The organism is Weissella confusa, assembly GCA_041871065.1.
GTDB lineage: Bacteria > Bacillota > Bacilli > Lactobacillales > Lactobacillaceae > Weissella > Weissella confusa_A.
Genome location: CP168942.1, coordinates 1,311,307 through 1,333,165 on the forward strand (window position 1 = coordinate 1,311,307; position 21,859 = coordinate 1,333,165).

Consider the following 21,859-nt stretch of genomic DNA (forward strand, 5'->3'; position numbering starts at 1 on the left):
CTAATTTTAATTTGCAACCGGCTTCGCCGTGTTTTGTCCGTAATAAGCATTCGCACCATGCTTACGCAAATAGTGCTTATCCAACAACGTTTGTGACATGTGCACATTGTGTGGATTCAACATCATCGTGTGGTAGGCCATTTGTGCAACTTCTTCCAACACAACTGAGTTATATACTGCCTTAGCAGCGTTTGGTCCCCAAACAAACGGACCGTGATCTTGTACCAATACCGCTGGCACTTCGACCGGATCGATGCAACGATCTTCAAACGTTTTCACAATAACGTTTCCCGTTTCAAGTTCGTATTCACCCATAATTTCATCGTCCGTCATCAATGTTGTTGCAGGGACATCCCCGTAGAACGTGTCTGCATGGGTCGTTCCAGCAGCCGGAATATCAACACCAGCTTGCGCGAATGAAACCGCCCATGGTGAATGTGTGTGCACAATGCCACCAATTTCCGGAAACTCACGATACAACACACGGTGCGTTTCTGTATCGCTTGATGGGTTCAAGTCACCTTCAACCACATTGCCATCCAAATCCACAACAACCATGTCGTCAGGTGTTAAATCTTCATAAGCAACACCGGATGGCTTGATAACAAAGAGGCCACTGTCACGATCAATTTCTGATACGTTTCCCCATGTAAACTTAATCAAATTGTGCTTTGGCAAAGCCATGTTTGCGTCATACACCCGCTGCTTCAAGTTCTCCAACATGAATATCACGCTCCTCTTCTTTTATGACTACCGGTTCGTCCGTCAGCGCAGTAATGGCAACTTGTTCAATACCAATTCCCGCCTTATAACGAACCATGAATTCTTCAAAACCAGTCACGTCCACCGGATCAGGTGCCATCGTCGTACTGTCTTGGTTAGCGAACACACGCTTCTCCAAGAAGTCCGCCAACGACTCATCTTCACGACGCATCGTGACATATTGACCTAGGACAGCCATTCCCCATGGACCACCTTCACCAGCGTTCGTCATCAACGTTACTGGCGCATCCATAACGGCAGCCAAAAGCTTTTGACCAACCACCGGCGTATTGAAGATGCCTCCTTGTGCAACGACTGAGTCCATCGCAACATCTTCTTGCTTCAAGATATCCAAACCGATTTTCACGGCACCAAAGGCTGAGAAAATATGCATACGCATCAAGTTCGGCAAATTGAATTCAGCGTTCGGTGTACGAACGAACAACGGACGACCTTCGCTAGCACCAGTGATGTTTTCACCTGAGTGATAGCCGTAACTCAACAAACCACCAGCATCTGGACGGCCATCCAATGCAGATTGGAACAGTGCCCCGTACAAGTCGTTGTTACTGATATCAACACCAATTGCTTGTGAGAATTGCTTAAACACACGGGCCCAAGCATTAATTTCAGAGGTGCAATTATTGGCGTGAACCATGGCCACTGCTGACCCATCCGGCGTCGTCACCATATCAATATCTTCGTGAACTTCAGACAATGCCTTTTCCAACACAATCATGGCGAAGGCAGATGTTCCGGCTGAAACATTGGCTGTACGTTGCTTAACTGAGTTGGTTGAAACCATCCCCGTACCGGCATCGCCTTCAGGAGCGGCAGCAATTGCCCCATCTGTCAGCAAGCCACTCGGATCCAATAGCTTAGCACCTTCATCAGTCAAACGACCGGCAACTTCACCAGCCGTCTTAACCGTTGGCAAAATATCACGCAATGTCCAGTGGTACTGTTGCACCGCCTTCAATTGATTAAATTTCTCAATCATCGCTTCATCATAGTCGCCAGTTTGTGAATCGATTGGGAAGACACCAGAAGCATCCCCAACACCCAATACCTTTTCACCGGTCAACTGCCAGTGCACATAACCAGCTAACGTTGTCATGAAGGCAACATCCTTCACATGGGCCTCTTGATTCAAAATCGCTTGGAACAAGTGCGCGATACTCCAACGTTGCGGAATATTGAAATCAAACAACGTCGTTAATTGCTTGGCTGCATCAGCCGTCATGGCATTACGCCAAGTACGGAATGGCACCAACAAGTTATCACCCTTATCAAATGCCATGTAACCGTGCATCATGGCTGCGAAGCCAACTGATGATAGATTACGAATCACTGTCGCATAATTCTGGTTGACTTGATCCGCCATATCACGGTAAGCATCTTGAACACCCGACCAGATATCATCTAGTGAGTACGTCCAAACACCATTTTCAAGCTTGTTTTCCCATTCGTGGCTACCCACGGCAATCGTCGAAAAGTCCGGCGCTACCAGGACAGCCTTGATGCGAGTTGAACCAAATTCAATACCAAGGGCTGCTTGGCCAGTATTGATAACTGTTTTAATATCGTTATTAGTCATAACTCTCTCCTATTTCCCGCTAACTTTGTGAATCCTCACTGTAGCCTAGGCTTCGCGTCCTTCTACCACACCGTTTTCACCCTTAAGAGCGGCACGGGCAGCACCAACTTGTTCGATTTCTTCCAATGAACGACCACGCGTTTCTGGCACTGCCACGCGAACGAAGACAACACCAAGCACACAGATAATTCCGAAGATGGCGAACACAGCTTCTTGGGCCATGGCAGCCGTCATAATTGGGAACAACAATCCAACCAAGAATGATCCAATCCAGTTGAAGGAAGAAGCCAATCCACTTGCGCGACCACGGATAGCCAATGGGAAGATTTCACCAACCAATACCCAAGTCAATGGGGCCCAAGTTGCTGAGTAGAAGGCCACATAGATACTCAAGAACACAACAATCATCATTGGGCTCATGTTAGGCATCACGGCGTTCAAGACAGCTGGCATCAAGAATGACAATCCCATCACAGTTCCACCAACCGTCAACAACGTACGACGCTTAAACTTGTCGGCAATCACCATGTAAACCAAGGCACCGATAACCAAAATCACACCTTGAACAATTGGCCAAAGCAAAGCTGAACTTGCTGATGAACCAGTCGCCTTTTCAACGATTAATGGGATGTAGTAGAAAATAGCATTTGCACCTTGGAATTGTTGGAAGGCGGCAACACCGATTCCAGCAATCACCAAGTAACGGTAACGACCTGTAAACAACGTTCCCCATGACGTTACCTTACTTACAGCAGCTTCACCAGCTGCGGTATCTTCGATGTCGCGCATTTCTGCTTCGACTTCTTCTGGACGGCGAATCCAGCTCAAAACTTGACGCGCCTCTTGCAACTTACCTTGCTTAACCAAGAATCGTGGTGATTCAGGCAAACGAAGCACACCTAGGAACAAGATAACGGCTGGCACAGCAGCCAAACCAAGCATCATGCGCCATGCGATGCTTTCAGGCAAACCTTGCAAAGCGTAGTCTGCGATATATGACAACAACATACCTGACACAATCATCAATTGATTAATACCTGACAAACGCCCACGAACTGCGGCTGGCGCCATTTCAGACATGTACGCTGGCACCAAAGCTGATGCCGCTCCGACTGCAAGTCCCAGGAAGATACGAACTGCAATCAAGTAATATTGACCATCGTGTGGTGACAAGGCTGATGCAAGTGAGAATACTGCGAACAAAACCGCTGCAATCAAAACCATCTTACGACGACCAAGTTTGTCAGAAAGTTGACCCGCCAAAGCGCCTCCAATGATTGCTCCCAACATCAATGATGATGTGATCCAACCGATGATTGAGGCATTGTTTTGCAAGTTCCAATCATTCTGCAAGAATGGCAAGGCCCCCGTCATAACACCAATGTCATATCCAAATAGAATTCCCCCGAACGCGCCGAAGAAGTAAATGAATTTACTTGAAATCTTTTTTTCTTTCATGATTACTCCACCTAATACAACTAATTAAATTAGTTCTCGTCTAAATAATTTAAATTACCTAATGCGCGAATGGTGTTTATCAGGTAATACAAGAAAGCGCTTTCTTTACATGCTTTATTCTATTCGTCCGGACAACATAAAACAACCCCAAATATGTCATACGGACAATTAATTAATTTCACTGACGCCAAAAAATCGTCTCAAATCAGTTACAAAGGTCAAATTTCCGTCCAAACGTCGGGAATAGCTTGTGTTTCAGGCATTCATCATCTTGATTGTTATATAATTCACGAACATTTTTGTGAAAGTTGCACTTTTTGTTGTGCGTACAATTTCAGACTTTTACATGGCCACTTTGTTTCCAACTTTTTATTTGTCAGTACAATTAGATGACTTGATAATAAAAAAGACCAGTCCACATCGTGAACTGGTCCAAATAAAAAACGAGATGCATAAACATCTCGTTTAACCGTTAGGCATACTTTGCCAAAATTGCTTCTAGTTGATGTGCTGGTGTGAAACCAGTCAAGCGTTCAACCACTTCGCCATCCTTCTTTACAAGGAGCGTTGGAATCGCCATGATACCAAATTCTTGGGCCGTGGCAGGGTTTTGATCAACATCCATCTTGTTGAACTTTACGTCAGGCATTGATTCAGCTACCGTTTCAACAACAGGTGATTGCATGCGGCAAGGACCACACCACGTTGCCCAGAAATCAGTCAACGTTACCCCTGTATTTGTCTCTTGTTCGAATGTTGCATCCGTAATATCTTGAACTGCCATAATTAGCGTTCCTCCCTCATTATTTTCTAATGTAAGCTTAGTATAACGCCAAGTGTCCGATTTGTCGAATAGGCATTTAATCCCTCAAATTAACGGTTAGATTGGCGCCAAAGCAGATATGAATAAACAATTGGGACGATGACAACAATCAAGATAATGATGACCAGAATCGTTAAGAAAATTGGTGTGTGATTAAAGCCCGCACAGCCGAATAGCAAGATTCCGGCACCAATGAACAAGCGACCACCTAAACGATGCACCATGCGCCAATTATTGCGGTTTGACAGCGTCCAGGGCGTGCGAATACCAATGGTGTAACTGGTATCTACTTTCGGTAGTACCAAGCCTATGGCGATAAACACAATGCCTAAAATAAACATCACCACCGTTGTGATTTGAACTCGGTAGCCAAGCGCTAAGACATCCACCATTAACATCGTTGCGACCGTAATAAACGGAATTAGGCTCGCGATAATAATTGCCACTGGAAAGCCAGTTAAGTGTTTATTCTTCGGGTCAGCATTCATAAATACCAAGATGATGACATTTATGATGACAAATATCAACGGTAATCCGAGCACCACTGCCAACTTGGGCATAGTCGCTGTGACAGAACCATCTGCTGCAAAATGTGTGGGCATGCGATCAGGCAACTGCTGATACAGAACGGCACCAAATAAAATTGGCAACAGCGTGATTAACGTTGACCCAGCAATAATTCGTTTTGTAAAAGGCATAATACTAATACTCTCTCCCGTAAGTCTTAATGCTTTTACTGTACCGAATACATATGCCCAATTTGCGAAACAACCGCAATAAAGAAAAAAGAATGCCCAATTGGACATTCTTTTCTAGTCAGTATTACATTGCTTCTTCAGCAACGCCTTCTTCGTTCAACAACAATGAACTGATTCCTTGATCACCGAAGATCTTGACTGAGCTAAATGACAACTTCAACACAACAAAGCTGTCCTTTGCTTCTCCAGCAACATCCATCCAGTTTGGAATTTGGTTTTCAATCAATTCTGCGACGTCATCAATTGACTTGTCCGTCAAATGAATTTCAGCCTTGTTTGATGTGACTACCCCATTGTCCTCATCAGTTGGCACCGTCGTGAACGCAACAAATCGGTTAGCCTCAATTTCAGCCATCTTGTTTGAGTTGCGCGTCGTTGTGATGTAAATGTAGTCCGTCAACTCATCGGGCGTCAAATAAAAGACGTCACGGTTTGATGGACGGTTGTTAACGGCTGTTGCCAAGTTCAAAACGTGTGAATCACGCAAGTACTTCTCCAACAATGCTTTGGTATCCAAATTTGCTTCTGCCATAATTTTATTACTCCCTTTAGTTAGTTCCTTGTGGTTATTATAACTAACTCTTAAATGAAAAACTGATATAAACACCTGGATTCGGTATGTTTTATTGCGGGTTTAAGAATTGGCCACAAATACGTCAAGGTTTACAAAAAGACCAGCAACGAATTGCTGGTCTTCATTCAGTATTAACCTAGTTCAGCGTACGTGGCTCCTTGATCAGGACCCGTGAAGTTGAAGTTCTTCACGGCACGGTGTGAACGCAAGTATTCTTGCACACCTTGGCGGATTGCACCAGTTCCCTTACCGTGAATAATTTCAACGGAAGGCAAGTTGTTTAGCAATGCGCGATCGATAAATTGATCAAGCTCGCTCATGGCAGCTTCATAGCGTTGTCCACGCAAATCAAGTGTTGCTGATGCGTTCGCACGGTTAACGGCCTTGCTGGTGTTAACACGTGGCTTTGGCGCAGCCTTTTGCTCTGACTTCACTTCGGCAACGTTTTGCTTTTCGATTTCATCTTCAGCAAGCACCATCTTCAAGATACCCATTTGGACTTCAAACTTACCGTCCTTGAGCTTACGCTTAACCGTACCTTGTTGACCGTACTCACGCACCAAAACCGTATCGCCGGCTTCGATGTTTTGGCTCTTCGCCTTCTTAGCCTTACGCAAAACACGGTTGTTTTCAGCTGATGGTTCTTGACGCATGGCGTTCAAGGCACCCTTGGCATCCATCAACTTGTTTTCCTTAACGGCCACACCATCAAGTTGCATCTTACGCAAATCAGCTATAATCTTATCAGCCTTCTTACGTGAATCAGCAACGATGTGGTTTGCTTCCTTCTTGGCTTCTTCAAGTGTGCGAGCCTTCTCAGTTTCCATCTTTTCAAGCTTTTGCTCGTAATCGTTCTTCATTTGACGATTTTCGATGACTTGTTGGGCCAATTGCACTTGTTGGGCCAACACGGCGTTACGACGTTCAACCAAGTCGGCAATCATGTCGTTCAATTCTTGTGAATCTTCCGTCGTCAATGAGGCTGCCGCATCGATGATGCTTTGATCCAAGCCCAAACGCTTTGAAATCTCCAAGGCGTTTGAACGACCAGGAATTCCCAACAAGAACTTGTACGTTGGACGCAATGTTTCAACGTCAAATTCCATTGAGGCATTGATGGTATCAACGCGGTTGTAGCCGTAAACCTTCAACTCAGGGTAGTGAGTCGTGGCAACAGTGTATGAACCCTTGGCACCCACGGCATCCAAAATTGACATGGCTAAAGCTGCTCCTTCTTGCGGATCAGTTCCGGCACCCAATTCGTCGAATAGCACCAATGAATCAGCGTCAATTTGCTTCAAGATTTCAACGATGTTCACCATGTGTGATGAGAACGTTGACAATGATTGCTCGATTGATTGCTCATCACCAATGTCCGCAAAGACTTCCTTGAACAAACCAACTGTTGAGTACTCAGCAACTGGAATGAACAACCCTGATTGGGCCATCAATTGCAACAAGCCCAACGTCTTCAAGGTAATCGTCTTACCACCGGTGTTAGGACCCGTGACGATGATGGCCTTGTAGTCTTCACCAATGATAATATCGTTGGCCACAGCCTTTTGTGGGTCCAACAATGGGTGACGCGCTTGCAACAAACGCACGTGGTTCTCCGGGCTATACTCAGGCTCTTGTGACTTCGTAGCAGCAGCATAACGAGCCTTAGCGTTCACAAAGTCCAAGTGACCCAAAACTTCAGCATTCTTTTGAATGTTGTCGGCTTCAGGGCGCAACATGGCTGACAATTCAGCCAAAACACGCTCTTCTTCGTGACGCTCCTTGATGTAGTGCTCACGCAAGCGGTTGTTCATGTCAACCACATCACCAGGCTCGATGTACAACGTTTGCCCCGTTTGTGATTGGTCGTGCACGACACCACCGAAGTGACTACGGTATTCCGTCTTAACTGGAATAACATAACGATCATTACGTATCGTCACGATTGGGTCAGACAAGTATTGCGCTGACTTGCCACGTGTGTAATCTTGCATCTTTTGACGGATGGCATTTTCCGTTGACGTGATGGCTTGACGCACACGGTGCAATTCTGGTGAGGCTTCATCGGTCACACGACCATCCCCATCAATCGCCGTATTCACACGACGCGTCAAATCTTGCATAACCACCAAACGCGTGTAGTAAGGACGCAAGGCAGCCAATGGCTCACCGCGATCTTCCACCAAGTTTTCGAAGAACAAACGCATTTGTCCCGTCGTAAACAGCACGCGTCCGACTTGCGCCAATTCGGTCCCACTCAATGACGCATCAATCTTCAAACGTTGCATGTGTGGCTTAACATCCGCCAACTTTGGAATGTTAATCCCACCTTGCCAGCGTAGCACCTTAGCTGCGTCTGACGTTTCTGCCAACCACGTTTGCATTTCGTTGGCATCTGCAGTTGGCAACAAGTTGCGCAACTCATTTTCACCAGCAGCCGTTGAGAGGTATGGTCGCAATTGGGCCTTTACCGCTTCATACTCAAGGGTTGCTAAGACTTTCTTATTCATGTGTCTTAACCTCTAATATCTCTTATTAATCCCTACTGGAGAATCCACCATTGATAGATGGCATCTGAGAAGTAAGGTGTCTGATTCAAAATCCATTGGGCGATGGGTGACTGAATCATCGCATCGTGGTACCAAGGGATTTCCCATGTCTGTGTTAATTGTAAAACAAAGAAGATTTCAACGTAGACTAAAAGGCCGTAAACCAACATACCTGCTAGACGATTAACCGTTCCAAGCAAGGGTACCTGGTTAATGAAACGCAAACTACGCTCGATCGAACGCACAATGAACGTTCCAATCACCATAATGAGTCCAAACGCTAAGCCAGATGCTAAAAATTCATTGGCTTTATCAGAAACAAAATCGGGTACGCCGTTGGCCGCCCAGCGTGCTTGCACGGTCATCAAAAATGTTTCGTGAATCCAGCTTCCCAAACGGTGTGACATCAATACAGCCACTGCGTAAACCACAAAACGGCCACCTAACGTCAGTAAACTACGGACGAAACCTAGGTAACGACCACGTAGCACCGCCGCCAGAAGCAATACTGCAATAATAATTGACAGCAAGTTCATTATTCAGCGTGATCCTTCTCAGCTTGCATCTTCAATTGGTCTGACAAGGCGTTGATGGCCAACAATGTTAGGAGTTGGTCATCTGACAACTTGGGTGCCAATTGCTTCATTTGGTCCAATTGTTGGTTAGCCAATTCAAAAACAGCCTTCATGTGTGCTTGTGATTCAGCCGCTGTAATTATGATTTCTTTACCTAGAATTTCGCCTTTAAAACGTGTCTTTTCTGCCATGTTGTCTTTCCTCTTCTTGTTTATTCATAACTACCAGTATAGCAAAAAAGCGCTGATATTTCAGCGCTTTCCGGTCGATGCTATTGATTATCGATTACCTGATAATCTTTTTCGAATTCTTTTTCATTCACGATGCGCAATTCCTGCCCATCACGTGTTAGAAAGTCACCACACGCCCCCATTGCAACCGACCAAGGTGCATTGAGCATCAAAGTGTTTTCTTCACGTGCATCCCAGTGGAGTAGTCCTTGTTTGAATGCGTCTTGCACCCAAACAGCTGGTGACATGTCATCTGAAATCTGCCAGACATCCACAATTTGTGTACCATGCTTCGCTTGCATTATCGTTACCTACTTTCTACGGTAGCTGAGCCCTCTTCTCGATACCAGTATACCATTTAATGCTGGTTACTTCTTGTAGGCCCACTTCCAGTCGTATGGTGATCCAACTGGGTTCAGCACCACATTCTTAACTGATGGGCGCATCAACGTGGCTGATGATTGGTAGTAAAGTGGCGCAACACCAACTTGCTTTTCAATCTGTTGCTCAGCTGTCTTGTAGTCTTCGTAACGCTTGTTAGGGTCGTTCACATCGGTTGTCTTGGCTGCGTTCACGGCGTCATCATACGTTTGGTCACTCCAGCTACCATAGTTGAAGTCTGAATTCGTCGTTGCCAAATCCAAGAATGATGATGGATCCGCGTAGTCAGCGCCCCAACGGTCAATGACTACTTGGAACTTCTTGGCCTCGGACAAAGCCAAACTTTGCTTGAATGGTACCACCTTGATGGTTACCTTCACGTTGTCTAACTTTTGCCATTGGGCTTGGATGAACTGGGCCATACGCTTTGAAGCATCTGTGTCATCAGCCAACAATTGGACAGATAACTTCTTTTTACCAGTCTCTTTAAGGCCTTCCTTTATCAACTGCTTAGCCTTGGTCTTGTCATACGCGATTGCGCCAGGCACAGCTGCTGACTTGGCAAAATCTTCGCCCGTATTTGGATCCTTAGCCAATTTGGCAGCCGTGAACGTCGTTGCCGGTGTAGCCGTTCCAGTCAAAATCTTATTTGCCAACGTCTTACGATCAATGGCATAAGACATCGCTTGGCGAATCTTCACGTTCTTGTAGACCGGATAATTCTTTTGATTGAATTCTACATAAGCCGTTGTGGCTGATGGAATCACCTTGTAGGCCTTTGAATTCTTTGACGCCGTGACTTGGTCAGGTGACAAGTTCGTGAAGTCGACGCTACCAGCCTTATACAAGTTATAACCAGTGTTTTGGTCCTTAATCGCTTGCACGACAATCTTAGGCGTCTTAACCGCCTTTGCATCCCAGTATTGCTTGTTCTTCACCAACGTATACTTGTTGTTCGAACCACTCCAACCCTTCATGACGAATGGACCAGATGACAACGTGTACTTAGCCGTCGTACCGTACTTGCTACCGGCCTTTTCAACGAAAGCCTTATTTTGTGGGAAGAATGGTGCCATAGTTAAAATTGATTCCAACTGTGGCATTGGCTTGTCTAGCGTGACTTGCAAAGTCGTGTCATCCAGCGCCTTTACACCCAAATCATCCAAGTTCTTGTCCTTGCCTGACTGAATGTCATCAGCGCCCTTAATACCTGAGAATAGATAGGCATACGTTGACGCCGTCTTTGGATTGTTGGTACGTTGCCAACCATAAACGAAGTCGTTGGCCGTCAAGGCATCCCCATTTGACCACTTCAAATTTGGACGAAGCTTGAATGTGTACGTCAATCCGTCATCAGACTTTTCAACTGATTCAGCCAATGCCAATTGTGGTGTGCTGTTCTTATCATTACGGTACAAACCATCCCCAATGGCTTGCATGGCATCAAAATCAACTGCAGCAGATGACTTTGCTTGGTCCATCGTACCGAGTTGTGCAGTCTCCGTCCAATTGATTGTCTTATATGTGGCGGCCTGCGTTGCCGTTGGTACCACGATTGATCCAAAAATTAGACTTGCTGATGCAAGTGCTGCTCCCTTAACTACTTTATTCATACTCGAATGCCCTCCTAAGCGATGACTAAATAGTACCGCCGTGTGAGATTGAATTCAAAGAATAGCGCTTATTTCATCGAATTTGCATCTGAAAACGGTTGCAATCTAACCGTTTTACATACAAAAAATACCCATGCCAATAAATGACATGGGTATAATTATTAGTCTTCGAATTCTTCAGGATCGAAGTCCGTACCATCTAGCATACGAGCTTCTAGCCAATCCCAAACATTGTCCTTACCATACTTCGTTTCTGATGAGAAAATCTCAAAGTCAGAAACATCGGGGTTGAATTGCAACCCACGCTTGATGCCAGCTTCAGCCTTGTTCCACTTACCGCGTGAAATCTTGTCGGCCTTCGTCGCAACAACAAGCACTGGCAAGCCAATGTCGTCTGACGTCAACCAGTTGTACATCTCGATGTCTTCCTTAGAAGGCATGTGACGTGCATCAACAAGTTGTACAATTCCCTTCAAAGGCTCACGTGTGCGCAAGTATTCACCGATCATCACAGCGAATTCTTCACGCGCCTTCTTTGACACCTTGGCATAACCGTAACCAGGCACGTCGACGAAGAAAATTTGATCCTCTACCTTGTAGAAGTTCAACGTTTGCGTCTTACCTGGTTGTGATGACGTGCGAGCAAATGACTTGCGGTTAATCAAAACGTTCGTCAATGATGACTTACCAACGTTTGAACGACCCACAAAAGCCACTTCTGGCAACCCATCAGTTGGGTATTGGCTCGCACGAACGGCAGACATTACCATTTCGACATTGTGTACTTCCATGATAAATCCTCCGTTAAATTATGCTTGTTCAGTGACCAATTCAGGTTGCTCGTGGTTCAAAACGGCACCTTCCGTAATAATAACGCCATTAACGTCATCACGTGAAGGTACGTCGAACATCACGTCACGCATCGTTTCTTCGATGATTGAACGCAAGCCACGGGCTCCCGTCTCACGCTCGATAGCCAAGTGGGCCATAGCCTTCAAAGCTTCAGGCGTGAACGTCAAAGCAACACCTTCAAGAGCCAACAAAGCTTGGTATTGCTTAACCAACGCGTTCTTAGGCTCCGTCAAGATGCGAACCAAATCGTCTTCAGTCAATTCTTCCAAAGCAGTCAAAATTGGCAAACGACCAATGAATTCTGGAATCAAACCAAAGCTCATCAAGTCTTCAGGCACAACTTGTTGCATGATTGACTTGTCTGACGTGTTGAATTGTTGCGTCTTTGAATCCGTTCCGAATCCAATAACCTTCGCACCAACACGTTCCTTAACCATTTGTTCGATACCTGCAAAGGCACCACCTACGATGAACAAAATGTTCGTCGTATCGATTTGAATAAACTCTTGGTTAGGGTGCTTACGTCCTCCTTGAGGCGGAACGTTAGCAATCGTACCTTCTAGCATCTTCAAAAGGGCTTGTTGCACACCTTCACCAGAAACGTCTCGCGTAATTGAAACGTTTTCGGCCTTCTTGGCAATCTTGTCAATTTCGTCGATGTAGATGATACCAGTTTCAGCACGCTCGACATCGTAGTCGGCGGCTTGGATCAACTTCAATAGAATGTTTTCAACGTCTTCTCCGACGTATCCAGCTTCAGTCAAAGTCGTGGCATCCGCAATTGCGAATGGCACGTTCAATAGCTTAGCCATTGATTGTGCGATGTACGTCTTACCAGACCCAGTAGGTCCGATCATGGCGATGTTTGACTTTTGCAGTTCAACACCTTCAGCCCCAGTTTCGCCCGTCAACATCGCGTTAACGCGCTTGTAGTGGTTGTAGACGGCAACTGCAAGAGTACGCTTAGCTTCGTCTTGTCCGATAACGTATGAATTCAAGTTATCGACAATTTCACGTGGTGTTTTCAAAGTCAATGTGCGCTCCAATGCATCTTGTTGCAAATCTTCATTAATAATATCTTGTGCCAAAGCCACACATTCGTTACAAATGTATACGCCAGGCCCTGCGATAAGCTTCTTCACTTCAGTAGAAGCCTTACCACAGAATGAACAGTAGGCAATGCCGTTTGAATTATCGGTAGTATTAAACACTGTTCAACCTCCTGTAAGTTTTTAAACGTTAGACTAAACGTAAGTTACCTACTATTGTACCAGAGATTTTGTGTTTTTTAATACGATATTCTTAGACCTTATATAGTGTAACACTGCAAAAAGAGGTTAGACTCGAAAAAGTCTAACCTCTTTTGTTTAACGTTTAATTGAATTAAGCTTCAACAGCGTTATCAACGATCATGTCAACAACTTGCTTGATAGCAATGTCGTGTGACAACATGTCGTCTGACAAAGCACCGCGAACAGCAGCTTCGTCCATACCATATTGGTCAGCCAATGACTTTACTTCAGCAGCAATGTCGTCAGCTGATGGCTTGATGTTTTCTGCCTTAACAATAGCTTCCAATACCAAGTTCGTCTTTACACGACGCTCAGCACCTTCTTCGTATTGCTTGTGCAAATCATCTTCTGATGAACCAGTGATTTGGTAGTACAACTCTGGTGAGATACCTTGTTGTTGCATTGAAGCAAAGAATTGGTTCATTTGACGGTGAACGTCTTCGTGAATCATTGAGTCAGGAATTTGACCACCTTCAACAGATGCGTTGTCAACAACAGCTGCGATAGCTGCGTCTTCCTTGGCATCCTTAGCTGCGTCTTCCTTAGAAGTCGTCAAGCGAGCCTTAACCTTGTCCTTCAATTCTGCCAAAGTTTCAACTTCTTCGTCGATGTCCTTTGCGAACTCGTCGTCCAAAGCTGGAACTTCCTTAGCCTTAACTTCGTGCACAGTAACAACGAACAAAGCGTCCTTACCTGCCAAGTCAGCAGCTTGGTATTCTTCTGGGAACGTTACGTTAACGTTAACAACGTCTTCGGCCTTGGCACCAACCAATTGGTCTTCGAAGCCAGGGATGAATGAGCCTGAACCCAATTCAAGTGAGTAGTTCTCACCCTTTCCACCGTCGAACTCAACACCGTCAACTGAACCAACGAAGTCGATAACAACCGTGTCACCGTTCTTTGCAGGAGCGTCAACCAAAACCAATTCTGCTTGACCTTCTTGCAAACGAGTGATTTCAGCATCCAATTCTTCATCAGAAACAGTAACGTCTGATGCAGGAACCTTAACACCCTTGTACTCGCCCAATTCGATTTCTGGTGCCAATTCAACTTCAGCAGTCAAAACCCAAGCTTCACCCTTGTTCATTGACTCTGCGTCGATCTTTGGTTGACCAACAGTCGTAACACCTGCTTCAGCAACTGCATCAGCAAATACATCTGGCAATACAACGTTCAAAGCGTCTTGGTACAATGACTCTTCACCGTACATTTGGAAAAAGACTTGCTTAGGCATCTTACCCTTACGGAAACCAGGAACCGTAATTTGCTTCTTAACGTCGTTAAATGCGGCGTCGATACCCTTTTCGTATACGTCAACAGGAACTTCGAACTTGATCGTTCCCTTGTTGCCTTCACCCTTAGTGAAAACTGCGTTTGCCATGTTTATTCCTCCAATAGTCACCGGTTAAAGACCGACGACATATATTATCTTTACATACTTTATAAGTTTACCGGAAAAACCGTTATTTGGCAATAAATGTAGGCCAAAACACGACATTTTCCCGACAAAAACGAACTTAGAAAAGTTGACCTTCAAACTTTGACTCTGGGTAGTTCTTAAAGTCATAAGTTGCCAAATCTTCAGCCTTGTTAACGAAGGCCGTCAATGACTCCGTCAACATCAAGTTAGTCTTGTAGTCCGTCTCTTCGACCATGATCACTGGCTTCTTCAATGCCCATGCCATACCAGCTTCAAAGGCTGTTCCTGAATCAGCGTCATCATCACGGAAATCAGCAACAACAACCAATGCGTCAGCGTCCAACACTTGTGTGACATCTCGACGGAATACTTCAGCAGCCCATGCTGGCGTGTACTCTGGGTTATCTGTCTTTTGGTGGTGGCGTGGTGAGTAGAAATCAGTCACCGTTGGGTTAGCCTCTAGGGCTGCCTCAATACGTGCGACACGATCAATTTGCTCATCGCTAAAGAATGGTGCTGCCAAATAAATTTGCATTGTTTAAAGCTCCTCTTCATTGAAAAAAGTGTATAAGCTACTCTATCACATTTGCGTTGGTCGTGAGCAACAAAATTTACAGAAAAAAGGCTCTTGAATTCATGTGAATACCAAGAACCTTGTCATACCAGTCATTACGCCTGGTAAGTTTTCTTATGTACTTTAAGCTTCTTTATTGCCCATTCATAATGTGCAACTGTGGCTGAAATACAATAGCTACCAAGCGTTGTTGTCCCCGTCCATGAAAAATACTGTTTGGTAAACAATGCTTCATCGGAAAAGTCCGTAATCAACGCCATTACTTTGTCGTGGCTTTCATGTAGCATGACCTTTGCATCCGCTAGTGTGGTCTCCTGGTGTTGTTCCCAGAAGCCAGCATTCATCTCACCATACGTTTTCCAATTATAGGGTGCTGGCAAGAATGGTTGCTGATCACCATTTAGATTTGCGTTCACCCATCGCAATAGTAACTGGTGCCATTCATAGAGATGAACTAAGACATCACGGACATTCTTATCGCGTCCCCAATGTGCTTCCTTGCCCATATCAGCCCCAAAAGCAAAGGTCGCAGTTTGTTCTTCTTCTGGCATGGCATCAACTAATTGCCACATCTTCTCAAATTGCTGTTCTGATGCAGTTAATAACTCCGCTTTCGTCTTCGGTCTCGCCATGGTTATTCCCCCGTATCAAGTAATCTTACGGTCAGAATACCATCCGTTAGACGAAACGCCCAACAATCTGCCTGGATAAACAAAAAGAGAGTTATGACATACGAATATGTCATAACTCTCTTTTTTGAGCAGCCTAAGCTACATTGGAAAATTCTACGTTAACCGTAAAATTAGTCCTTGATTTCTGAAACAGTTCCGGCACCGACAGTACGTCCACCTTCACGAACCGTAAACTTCAATCCCTTTTCGATGGCAACTGGTGCGATCAATTCGATATCGAATGTTACGTTGTCACCAGGCATAACCATTTCAACGCCTTCTGGCAATTGAACTACACCCGTAACGTCAGTCGTGTGGAAGTAGAATTGTGGACGGTAGTTAGTGAAGAATGGCGTGTGACGGCCTCCTTCTTCCTTAGTCAAAACATAAACTTCGGCCAAGAACTTAGTGTGCGTTTGGATTGAACCAGGCTTAGCCAAAACTTGACCACGCTCGATTTCCTTACGATCAACACCACGCAACAATGCACCGATGTTATCACCAGCTTGACCTTGTTGCATTGACTTACGGAACATTTCGATTCCAGTAACAACAGTCTTACGAACGTCTTCGTGCAAACCAACGATTTCAACTTCATCGTTCAAGTTAACAGTTCCACGGTCGATACGACCTGAAGCAACAGTACCACGACCAGTGATCGTAAATACGTCTTCGACAGGCATCAAGAATGGCTTGTCAGTGTCACGCTCTGGCGTTGGGATGTATGAGTCAACAGTGTCCATCAACTCTTCGATAACCTTAACTTGTTCTGGGTCACCTTCCAAAGCCTTCAAAGCTGATCCGCGGATAACTGGAATATCATCCCCAGGGAAATCGTACTCTGACAACAATTCACGAACTTCCATTTCAACCAAGTCAACCAACTCTTCGTCGTCAACCAAGTCAACCTTGTTCAAGAACACAACCAAGTAGTCAACACCAACTTGGCGAGCCAACAAGATGTGCTCACGAGTTTGTGGCATAGGACCGTCAGTTGAAGCAACAACCAAGATAGCACCGTCCATTTGGGCAGCACCAGTGATCATGTTCTTAACGTAGTCCGCGTGACCAGGGGCGTCGATGTGGGCGTAGTGACGAGCTTCCGTCTCGTACTCGATGTGAGCAGTGTTGATCGTGATACCACGCTCACGCTCTTCAGGAGCAGCGTCGATAGCAGCAAAGTCTTGTTGCTCAGCCAATCCCTTGTCAGCCAATACCTTTGAGATAGCGGCAGTCAAAGTAGTCTTACCGTGGTCGACGTGACCGATAGTTCCAATGTTAACGTGAGGCTTAGTGCGCTCGAAATTTTCCTTAGCCAAAAGCTTGTCCTCCTAATATTCGCATGTTAGCCCTTAAATGGGCTAACCCTTATTGCTTAAATAGTATTATACTACATTCCTTACAGAACTAAAACAACTTGGTGCGAAAATCTTTGTAATTTCTCTATATGAGACTGGAATTATTATATATAACTTGGCGATTTTTGTAAATATTTTTTACCTAAATTCGACTATCAATTTCAAAATAGTTTTTTTAAGGCATTAATCCCATCATTTCTTGCCCTAATTTTGCCCGCCAAGATTGTTGTTCAACCGGCTCCACTGGGGCATTTTCACCCATCGTCTCCGCCATTAAACCAGCTGCCCAAGCGCGTGGGTTCTCAACAACGCGATCAATTGCTGGATAAGCAATCATCAACATCAAACGGGCTTGTTCAACCAAAGCGTGTACCGTAGCCGGGCCAATTTCATGTTCATAACCAGATAACGTCGCCACCACTGTTTGGAAAAGTGGCATGTCATCTAGTGATTGCAACTCATTTGGCACGATTATGAGGGTCTTTTCATCCAACCAGGTCATCTCAACTGACTCGGTCACTTGTAAGCGGCGTAGCTTGTCTAGCACGGTCACACGGGCAATTGCTGGCAAGAACGGATCAACCAATGCAAAACGTGCACCAACCAGGTATTCGCGAAGTGGCAACTTGTCAGCAGCAATTAGACGTTCTTTCTGGTTAACGGCATCCCCGTCACTTAGGTGATAGAACTGACGGGCAATCGTGTTCAACGTTGCCTTTTGTTCCGTTCTAAAAGTTTCTTCGGCAGTCTCGATTTCAGCCGTTAATGTCGTCGCAACTTCTGGTGCCACCCACGTCACAAATTCTCGTGCGGCAATAAATTGTTGATTCTTTAATGCCACCGTCACATATAACTCCGCTAACTCGGCACTTTCTAGATATGAATCAATGAATTCATCCGCAAACAATTGTGCCGTCTTGAATTGACCATCCGCTAATAGCACGCGTGTAATCAATTGATTAAGTTCTGGCGTTTGTTGCAAATCATATGCTTCATCAAATGCATCCAGCGCTGGACAGAATGCATGATTCTCATAAGCTTCTTTTCCTTTTGCTAATAGCAGTTCGTAACGTTGCGTTTGTTCTTCGTTCATGATGCATCCTTCCTAACAAACAAGCGTCGACCCGTTAGAATCGACGCTTGTGTTTTATTCAGCTGATGGTGCTGACTCACCTTGCGTTGCCTTTGGCTTACGACGACGTGGACGACGCTTCTTTTTCTTAGCGACCTCCGCTCCATTTTCAGCTGGCTTAGCAGGTTGATTATTATTATTCTTAGCAGGCGTTGGCTTATTAGCATTTGCGTTCTGCTTCTTCTTAGGCTTGTTGTTTTGCTTTTGTGACTTGTTTGCTTCAGGAGCATCAGCCTTCTTTGCGTTCGTCTTGCTTGCTGAACGCTTGCGACGACGACCATTTTGGTTAGCTTCCATGATAACTGGCAAAATCACTGGCTTACGACGTGTTTGCTCGTACAAGAATTTACCCAATGCATCGCGAACAGAGTTCTTAAGGTTACCCCAGTCGAATTCCTTGGCGTTCTTGATACCTTCAGCAACGGTCGTTTCAACCAAGTCACCAGCCTCGCGAATCAAATCACGTGACGTCTTCACATAAACGAATCCACGTGAATCAATCTTTGGCTTTGAGATAATCTTCTTTTTCTTACGATCAATCGTCACAACGGCAATGAATACACCGTCTTCTGACAAGATGCGGCGGTCGTTCAAAACGATAGAACCGATATCACCGACACCAGAACCGTCGATCATCGTTGAGCCAACTTGGATTGAACCACCCAAGTACATCTCTTCGCCATCCCAGCGAAGGTTATCACCCTTGGCAAGCAAGAAGACGTGGTTATCATCGTAACCAACTTGTTCAGCAGCCTTGTAAGCTGCATTCAAGACACGGTATTCACCTTGCACAGGGATAACGTTCTTAGGCTTCAACAAGTTCAACAAAAGTTGGAAATCTTCCTTAGATGCGTGACCTGAAGACTTCTTATCCGTTGAAATTTGCTTAACCGTTGCACCGGCACGGAACAACATGTCACGCGTACGTGCCACGTAACCTTCCATAGCCGTTGAAGGTGTCGTCGTAATAAAGACCAAGTCACCTTCTTGGATTTGGATGTTACGATCATCACCTTGCGCCATACGTTGCAAGTGACGAATTGGCTCACCCATCTTACCCGTTTCAAGGATAACCGTCTCGTTAGGCTCCAACTTGCTCAAGTTCTTCAAAGAAACAAACAGTTCATTTTCAGGCATTGGCAAGTGCAACTTCTTCAAACGCAAAGCTGTACGAACAACCTTTTCCAAGTCGTTTCCAGAAATCACAATCTTACGACCAACCTTAAAGGCTGCGTCGATAACTTGTTGGATACGTTGGATGTTTGAAGCAACTGCAGCAATGATGATACGACCCTCAGTGTGACCGCGGAACGTATCCAAAACGTAGCTACCCAATTCAGATTCGTGGGCTGCCAAACCGTAGCTGGCTGTACCTGCTGCATCAGCAAGCAAAGCGATAACACCCTTAGCACCAATTTGTGCCAAACGTGCCAAATCAGTACGGTAATATGGCAACGCCGTTGTATCAATCTTAAAATCACCAGTGTAGACAACTTGTCCTTCTGGCGTCTCAATAACAATTCCAAGTGATTCTGGAATCGTGTGTGTCGTCTCAAAGAATGAAACGGTCACATCCCCAAATGATACTTCTGAGTTACCACGAACCACGTGGTAATCATCAAACCCCTTTGCTTCAGGCTCTGCTTCCACAGCCAACTTAGCCAATTCAATCGTTAGTTCTGATCCGAAGACCGGTACCTTAACCTCGCTCAACAAGTAAGGCAATGCACCAATTGCATCTGCGTGTCCGTGTGTCAAAAAGACACCGGCAATCTTATCTGCGTTCTCTACCAAGTAGGCAAAGTCAGGAATGACAACGTCAACTCCTAGCAAATCGCTTTCTGGGTACTTCAACCCTGCATCCAAAATAAAAATGTCTTCACCGACGGTAACTGCGTACATGTTCTTTCCATTTTCACGTACACCACCGAACGGCATAATACTTAATGTCGTAGCCATAATGTTCCTATTCTCGTTATATTTCACGGGTCAGCACAACCCAAACGTTTGTATGATTTATTAACAGTTTACCACACAATGCCTACCCCACCAACAACAAGAAAATTATATCTGCAATATTTCTGACACCTTTTGCCCCAGAACCACAAACAAAAGTGGCGTCGCCCAGAAAGCAACAAAACTGCTAATAACAAATCTAGTTTGCATTTCGGTACTCTCTTTGCCGATTGATTTTGTGATGATGATATTAATCACCGTCAGTATGATTGGTGGCACAATCTCAATTAACAATAGCTTCGCGAAAAAATTGAAGTTTTCAGCTTGCGTCGGTGGTGTTGACGGTTCCAAAAAATTTCCAGAACTTTCTAACGCTAGTTTTATTGGCATATAAAGTACGTCAATGGTAATGATCACTGAAAATATCATTGTTATAACGATACCTAAGGCAAATTTGAATTTCATTTTCTGATCCCCTTATAGGTGATTCAGTTTAGCATTGAGTTTTTGTTATTTTATGAACACAACAAAAAAGACCAACACCCGAAGATGTTGGTCTTTTTTCAGTTTGCTATCGCAAGTAATAAATTACTTGTTCAACAAAGCTGCCAAACGTGACTTGTCACGTGAAGCCTTGTTCTTAGCAATCAAGCCCTTTGATGCGGCACGATCGATAGCTGACGTAGCGTTAACAAACAACTCTTGCAAGTTGTCTGCACCAGCTTCAGCAGCCTTACGGAACTTCTTCACTTCAGTACGGTATGCACTCAATTGTGAGATGTTACGCTCGCGTTGCACCTTGTTCAAGCGGGCACGTTGGATTGATGACTCAATAATTGGCATCGCTTTTCCCTCCGATGATAAATGTCAAAATAACGTACGTTGTTAATGTAAAAATTAACGACGCAATCCAAGCTTTTGGATCAACTCACGGTAACGTTGAACGTCGTTGTCACGCAAGTAACGCAACAAGTTACGACGGTGACCGATCTTCTTCATCAACCCACGTTGTGAGTGGAAGTCGTGCTTGTGCTCTGACATGTGTGCGTTCAATTCGTTGATGTCAGCAGTCAAAACTGCAACTTGAACTTCAACTGAACCAGTATCACCTTCGTGACGTGCGAATTCCTTGATGATTTCATTCTTGCGTTGTGCAGAAATAGCCATGTTGGATATCCACCTTTCTTAATATATAGTCGCCTAAAACAACGTAGGACGACGGTGAACCGTCAAACATCGTAAAAGGTCGTGTGCTTTTGCACTTCAAATATAATACTAAACTTTCTA

22 protein-coding genes are annotated in these 21,859 nt (G+C 44.9%); all 22 read right to left on the reverse strand.

Features of this window, described 5'->3' with window-relative positions; translation table 11 throughout:
- Nucleotides 1-6 precede the first annotated feature (6 nt).
- The 22 genes from ACAW68_06225 to rpsO all read right to left on the reverse strand — a co-directional run bounded on the left by ACAW68_06225 (nucleotide 7) and on the right by rpsO (nucleotide 21,739).
- A complete protein-coding gene (locus ACAW68_06225; GenBank protein ID XGA15080.1) occupies nucleotides 7-723 on the reverse strand; it encodes an L-ribulose-5-phosphate 4-epimerase in 717 nt (238 codons plus the stop codon).
- Nucleotides 692-2,359: a xylulokinase gene (locus ACAW68_06230; protein XGA15081.1), complete on the reverse strand. Its 1,668-nt coding sequence runs from the start codon at nucleotides 2,357-2,359 to the stop codon at nucleotides 692-694. Before ACAW68_06230 ends, ACAW68_06225 begins: the two co-directional genes overlap by 32 nt.
- Before the next feature lie 45 nt (nucleotides 2,360-2,404).
- Complete coding sequence (locus tag ACAW68_06235; GenBank protein ID XGA17012.1) at nucleotides 2,405-3,820, reverse strand: sugar porter family MFS transporter; 1,416 nt, start codon at nucleotides 3,818-3,820, stop codon at nucleotides 2,405-2,407.
- Nucleotides 3,821-4,289: 469 nt separating this feature from the next.
- Complete coding sequence (trxA, locus tag ACAW68_06240) at nucleotides 4,290-4,601, reverse strand: thioredoxin (GenBank protein ID XGA15082.1); 312 nt, start codon at nucleotides 4,599-4,601, stop codon at nucleotides 4,290-4,292.
- Nucleotides 4,602-4,690: 89 nt separating this feature from the next.
- Nucleotides 4,691-5,338, reverse strand: coding sequence for an SdpI family protein (locus ACAW68_06245; GenBank protein XGA15083.1), 648 nt, complete (start codon nucleotides 5,336-5,338; stop codon nucleotides 4,691-4,693).
- A 124-nt stretch (nucleotides 5,339-5,462) separates the two neighbouring features.
- Nucleotides 5,463-5,930 (reverse strand): pyridoxamine 5'-phosphate oxidase family protein, encoded by a 468-nt coding sequence (locus tag ACAW68_06250; protein XGA15084.1) that lies wholly within the window; start codon nucleotides 5,928-5,930, stop codon nucleotides 5,463-5,465.
- A gap of 173 nt (nucleotides 5,931-6,103) precedes the next feature.
- Nucleotides 6,104-8,479 (reverse strand): endonuclease MutS2, encoded by a 2,376-nt coding sequence (locus ACAW68_06255; GenBank protein XGA15085.1) that lies wholly within the window; start codon nucleotides 8,477-8,479, stop codon nucleotides 6,104-6,106.
- A 32-nt stretch (nucleotides 8,480-8,511) separates the two neighbouring features.
- Nucleotides 8,512-9,054, reverse strand: a complete 543-nt coding sequence (locus ACAW68_06260) for a CvpA family protein (GenBank protein XGA15086.1) — start codon at nucleotides 9,052-9,054, stop codon at nucleotides 8,512-8,514.
- Entirely contained in the window at nucleotides 9,054-9,284 is a 231-nt protein-coding gene (gene zapA / locus ACAW68_06265; GenBank protein ID XGA15087.1) for a cell division protein ZapA, read from the reverse strand. The genes ACAW68_06260 and zapA overlap by 1 nt, the downstream gene beginning before the upstream one ends.
- An 80-nt stretch (nucleotides 9,285-9,364) precedes the next feature.
- On the reverse strand, nucleotides 9,365-9,625 hold the full coding sequence (locus ACAW68_06270; GenBank protein ID XGA15088.1) for a hypothetical protein: 261 nt from the start codon (nucleotides 9,623-9,625) through the stop codon (nucleotides 9,365-9,367).
- Between the two features lie 66 nt (nucleotides 9,626-9,691).
- The gene (locus ACAW68_06275) at nucleotides 9,692-11,317 is read right to left on the reverse strand and encodes a peptide ABC transporter substrate-binding protein (protein ID XGA15089.1); all 1,626 of its coding nucleotides are present in this window, start codon (nucleotides 11,315-11,317) and stop codon (nucleotides 9,692-9,694) included.
- A 161-nt stretch (nucleotides 11,318-11,478) separates the two neighbouring features.
- Nucleotides 11,479-12,108, reverse strand: a complete 630-nt coding sequence (gene yihA, locus ACAW68_06280; protein ID XGA15090.1) for a ribosome biogenesis GTP-binding protein YihA/YsxC — start codon at nucleotides 12,106-12,108, stop codon at nucleotides 11,479-11,481.
- Between the two features lie 18 nt (nucleotides 12,109-12,126).
- A complete protein-coding gene (gene clpX, locus ACAW68_06285) occupies nucleotides 12,127-13,380 on the reverse strand; it encodes an ATP-dependent Clp protease ATP-binding subunit ClpX (protein ID XGA15091.1) in 1,254 nt (417 codons plus the stop codon).
- 172 nt (nucleotides 13,381-13,552) lie between these two features.
- Nucleotides 13,553-14,842 (reverse strand): trigger factor, encoded by a 1,290-nt coding sequence (gene tig, locus ACAW68_06290; protein ID XGA15092.1) that lies wholly within the window; start codon nucleotides 14,840-14,842, stop codon nucleotides 13,553-13,555.
- 136 nt (nucleotides 14,843-14,978) lie between these two features.
- Nucleotides 14,979-15,416 carry a nucleoside 2-deoxyribosyltransferase gene (locus ACAW68_06295; protein ID XGA15093.1) on the reverse strand — a complete coding sequence of 146 codons (438 nt, stop codon included), beginning with the start codon at nucleotides 15,414-15,416 and terminating at the stop codon, nucleotides 14,979-14,981.
- A 134-nt stretch (nucleotides 15,417-15,550) separates the two neighbouring features.
- Complete coding sequence (locus tag ACAW68_06300) at nucleotides 15,551-16,087, reverse strand: ClbS/DfsB family four-helix bundle protein (protein ID XGA15094.1); 537 nt, start codon at nucleotides 16,085-16,087, stop codon at nucleotides 15,551-15,553.
- Nucleotides 16,088-16,257: 170 nt separating this feature from the next.
- Entirely contained in the window at nucleotides 16,258-17,445 is a 1,188-nt protein-coding gene (tuf, locus tag ACAW68_06305; protein XGA15095.1) for an elongation factor Tu, read from the reverse strand.
- Nucleotides 17,446-17,659: 214 nt separating this feature from the next.
- Nucleotides 17,660-18,577 (reverse strand): hypothetical protein, encoded by a 918-nt coding sequence (locus ACAW68_06310; protein ID XGA15096.1) that lies wholly within the window; start codon nucleotides 18,575-18,577, stop codon nucleotides 17,660-17,662.
- 54 nt (nucleotides 18,578-18,631) lie between these two features.
- Nucleotides 18,632-20,575, reverse strand: a complete 1,944-nt coding sequence (locus ACAW68_06315) for a ribonuclease J (GenBank protein XGA15097.1) — start codon at nucleotides 20,573-20,575, stop codon at nucleotides 18,632-18,634.
- Between the two features lie 105 nt (nucleotides 20,576-20,680).
- Nucleotides 20,681-21,037 carry a hypothetical protein gene (locus ACAW68_06320; GenBank protein XGA15098.1) on the reverse strand — a complete coding sequence of 119 codons (357 nt, stop codon included), beginning with the start codon at nucleotides 21,035-21,037 and terminating at the stop codon, nucleotides 20,681-20,683.
- A 123-nt stretch (nucleotides 21,038-21,160) separates the two neighbouring features.
- Nucleotides 21,161-21,415, reverse strand: a complete 255-nt coding sequence (rpsT, locus tag ACAW68_06325; GenBank protein XGA15099.1) for a 30S ribosomal protein S20 — start codon at nucleotides 21,413-21,415, stop codon at nucleotides 21,161-21,163.
- A gap of 54 nt (nucleotides 21,416-21,469) precedes the next feature.
- Entirely contained in the window at nucleotides 21,470-21,739 is a 270-nt protein-coding gene (gene rpsO, locus ACAW68_06330; protein ID XGA15100.1) for a 30S ribosomal protein S15, read from the reverse strand.
- Between the last annotated feature and the right edge of the window lie 120 nt (nucleotides 21,740-21,859).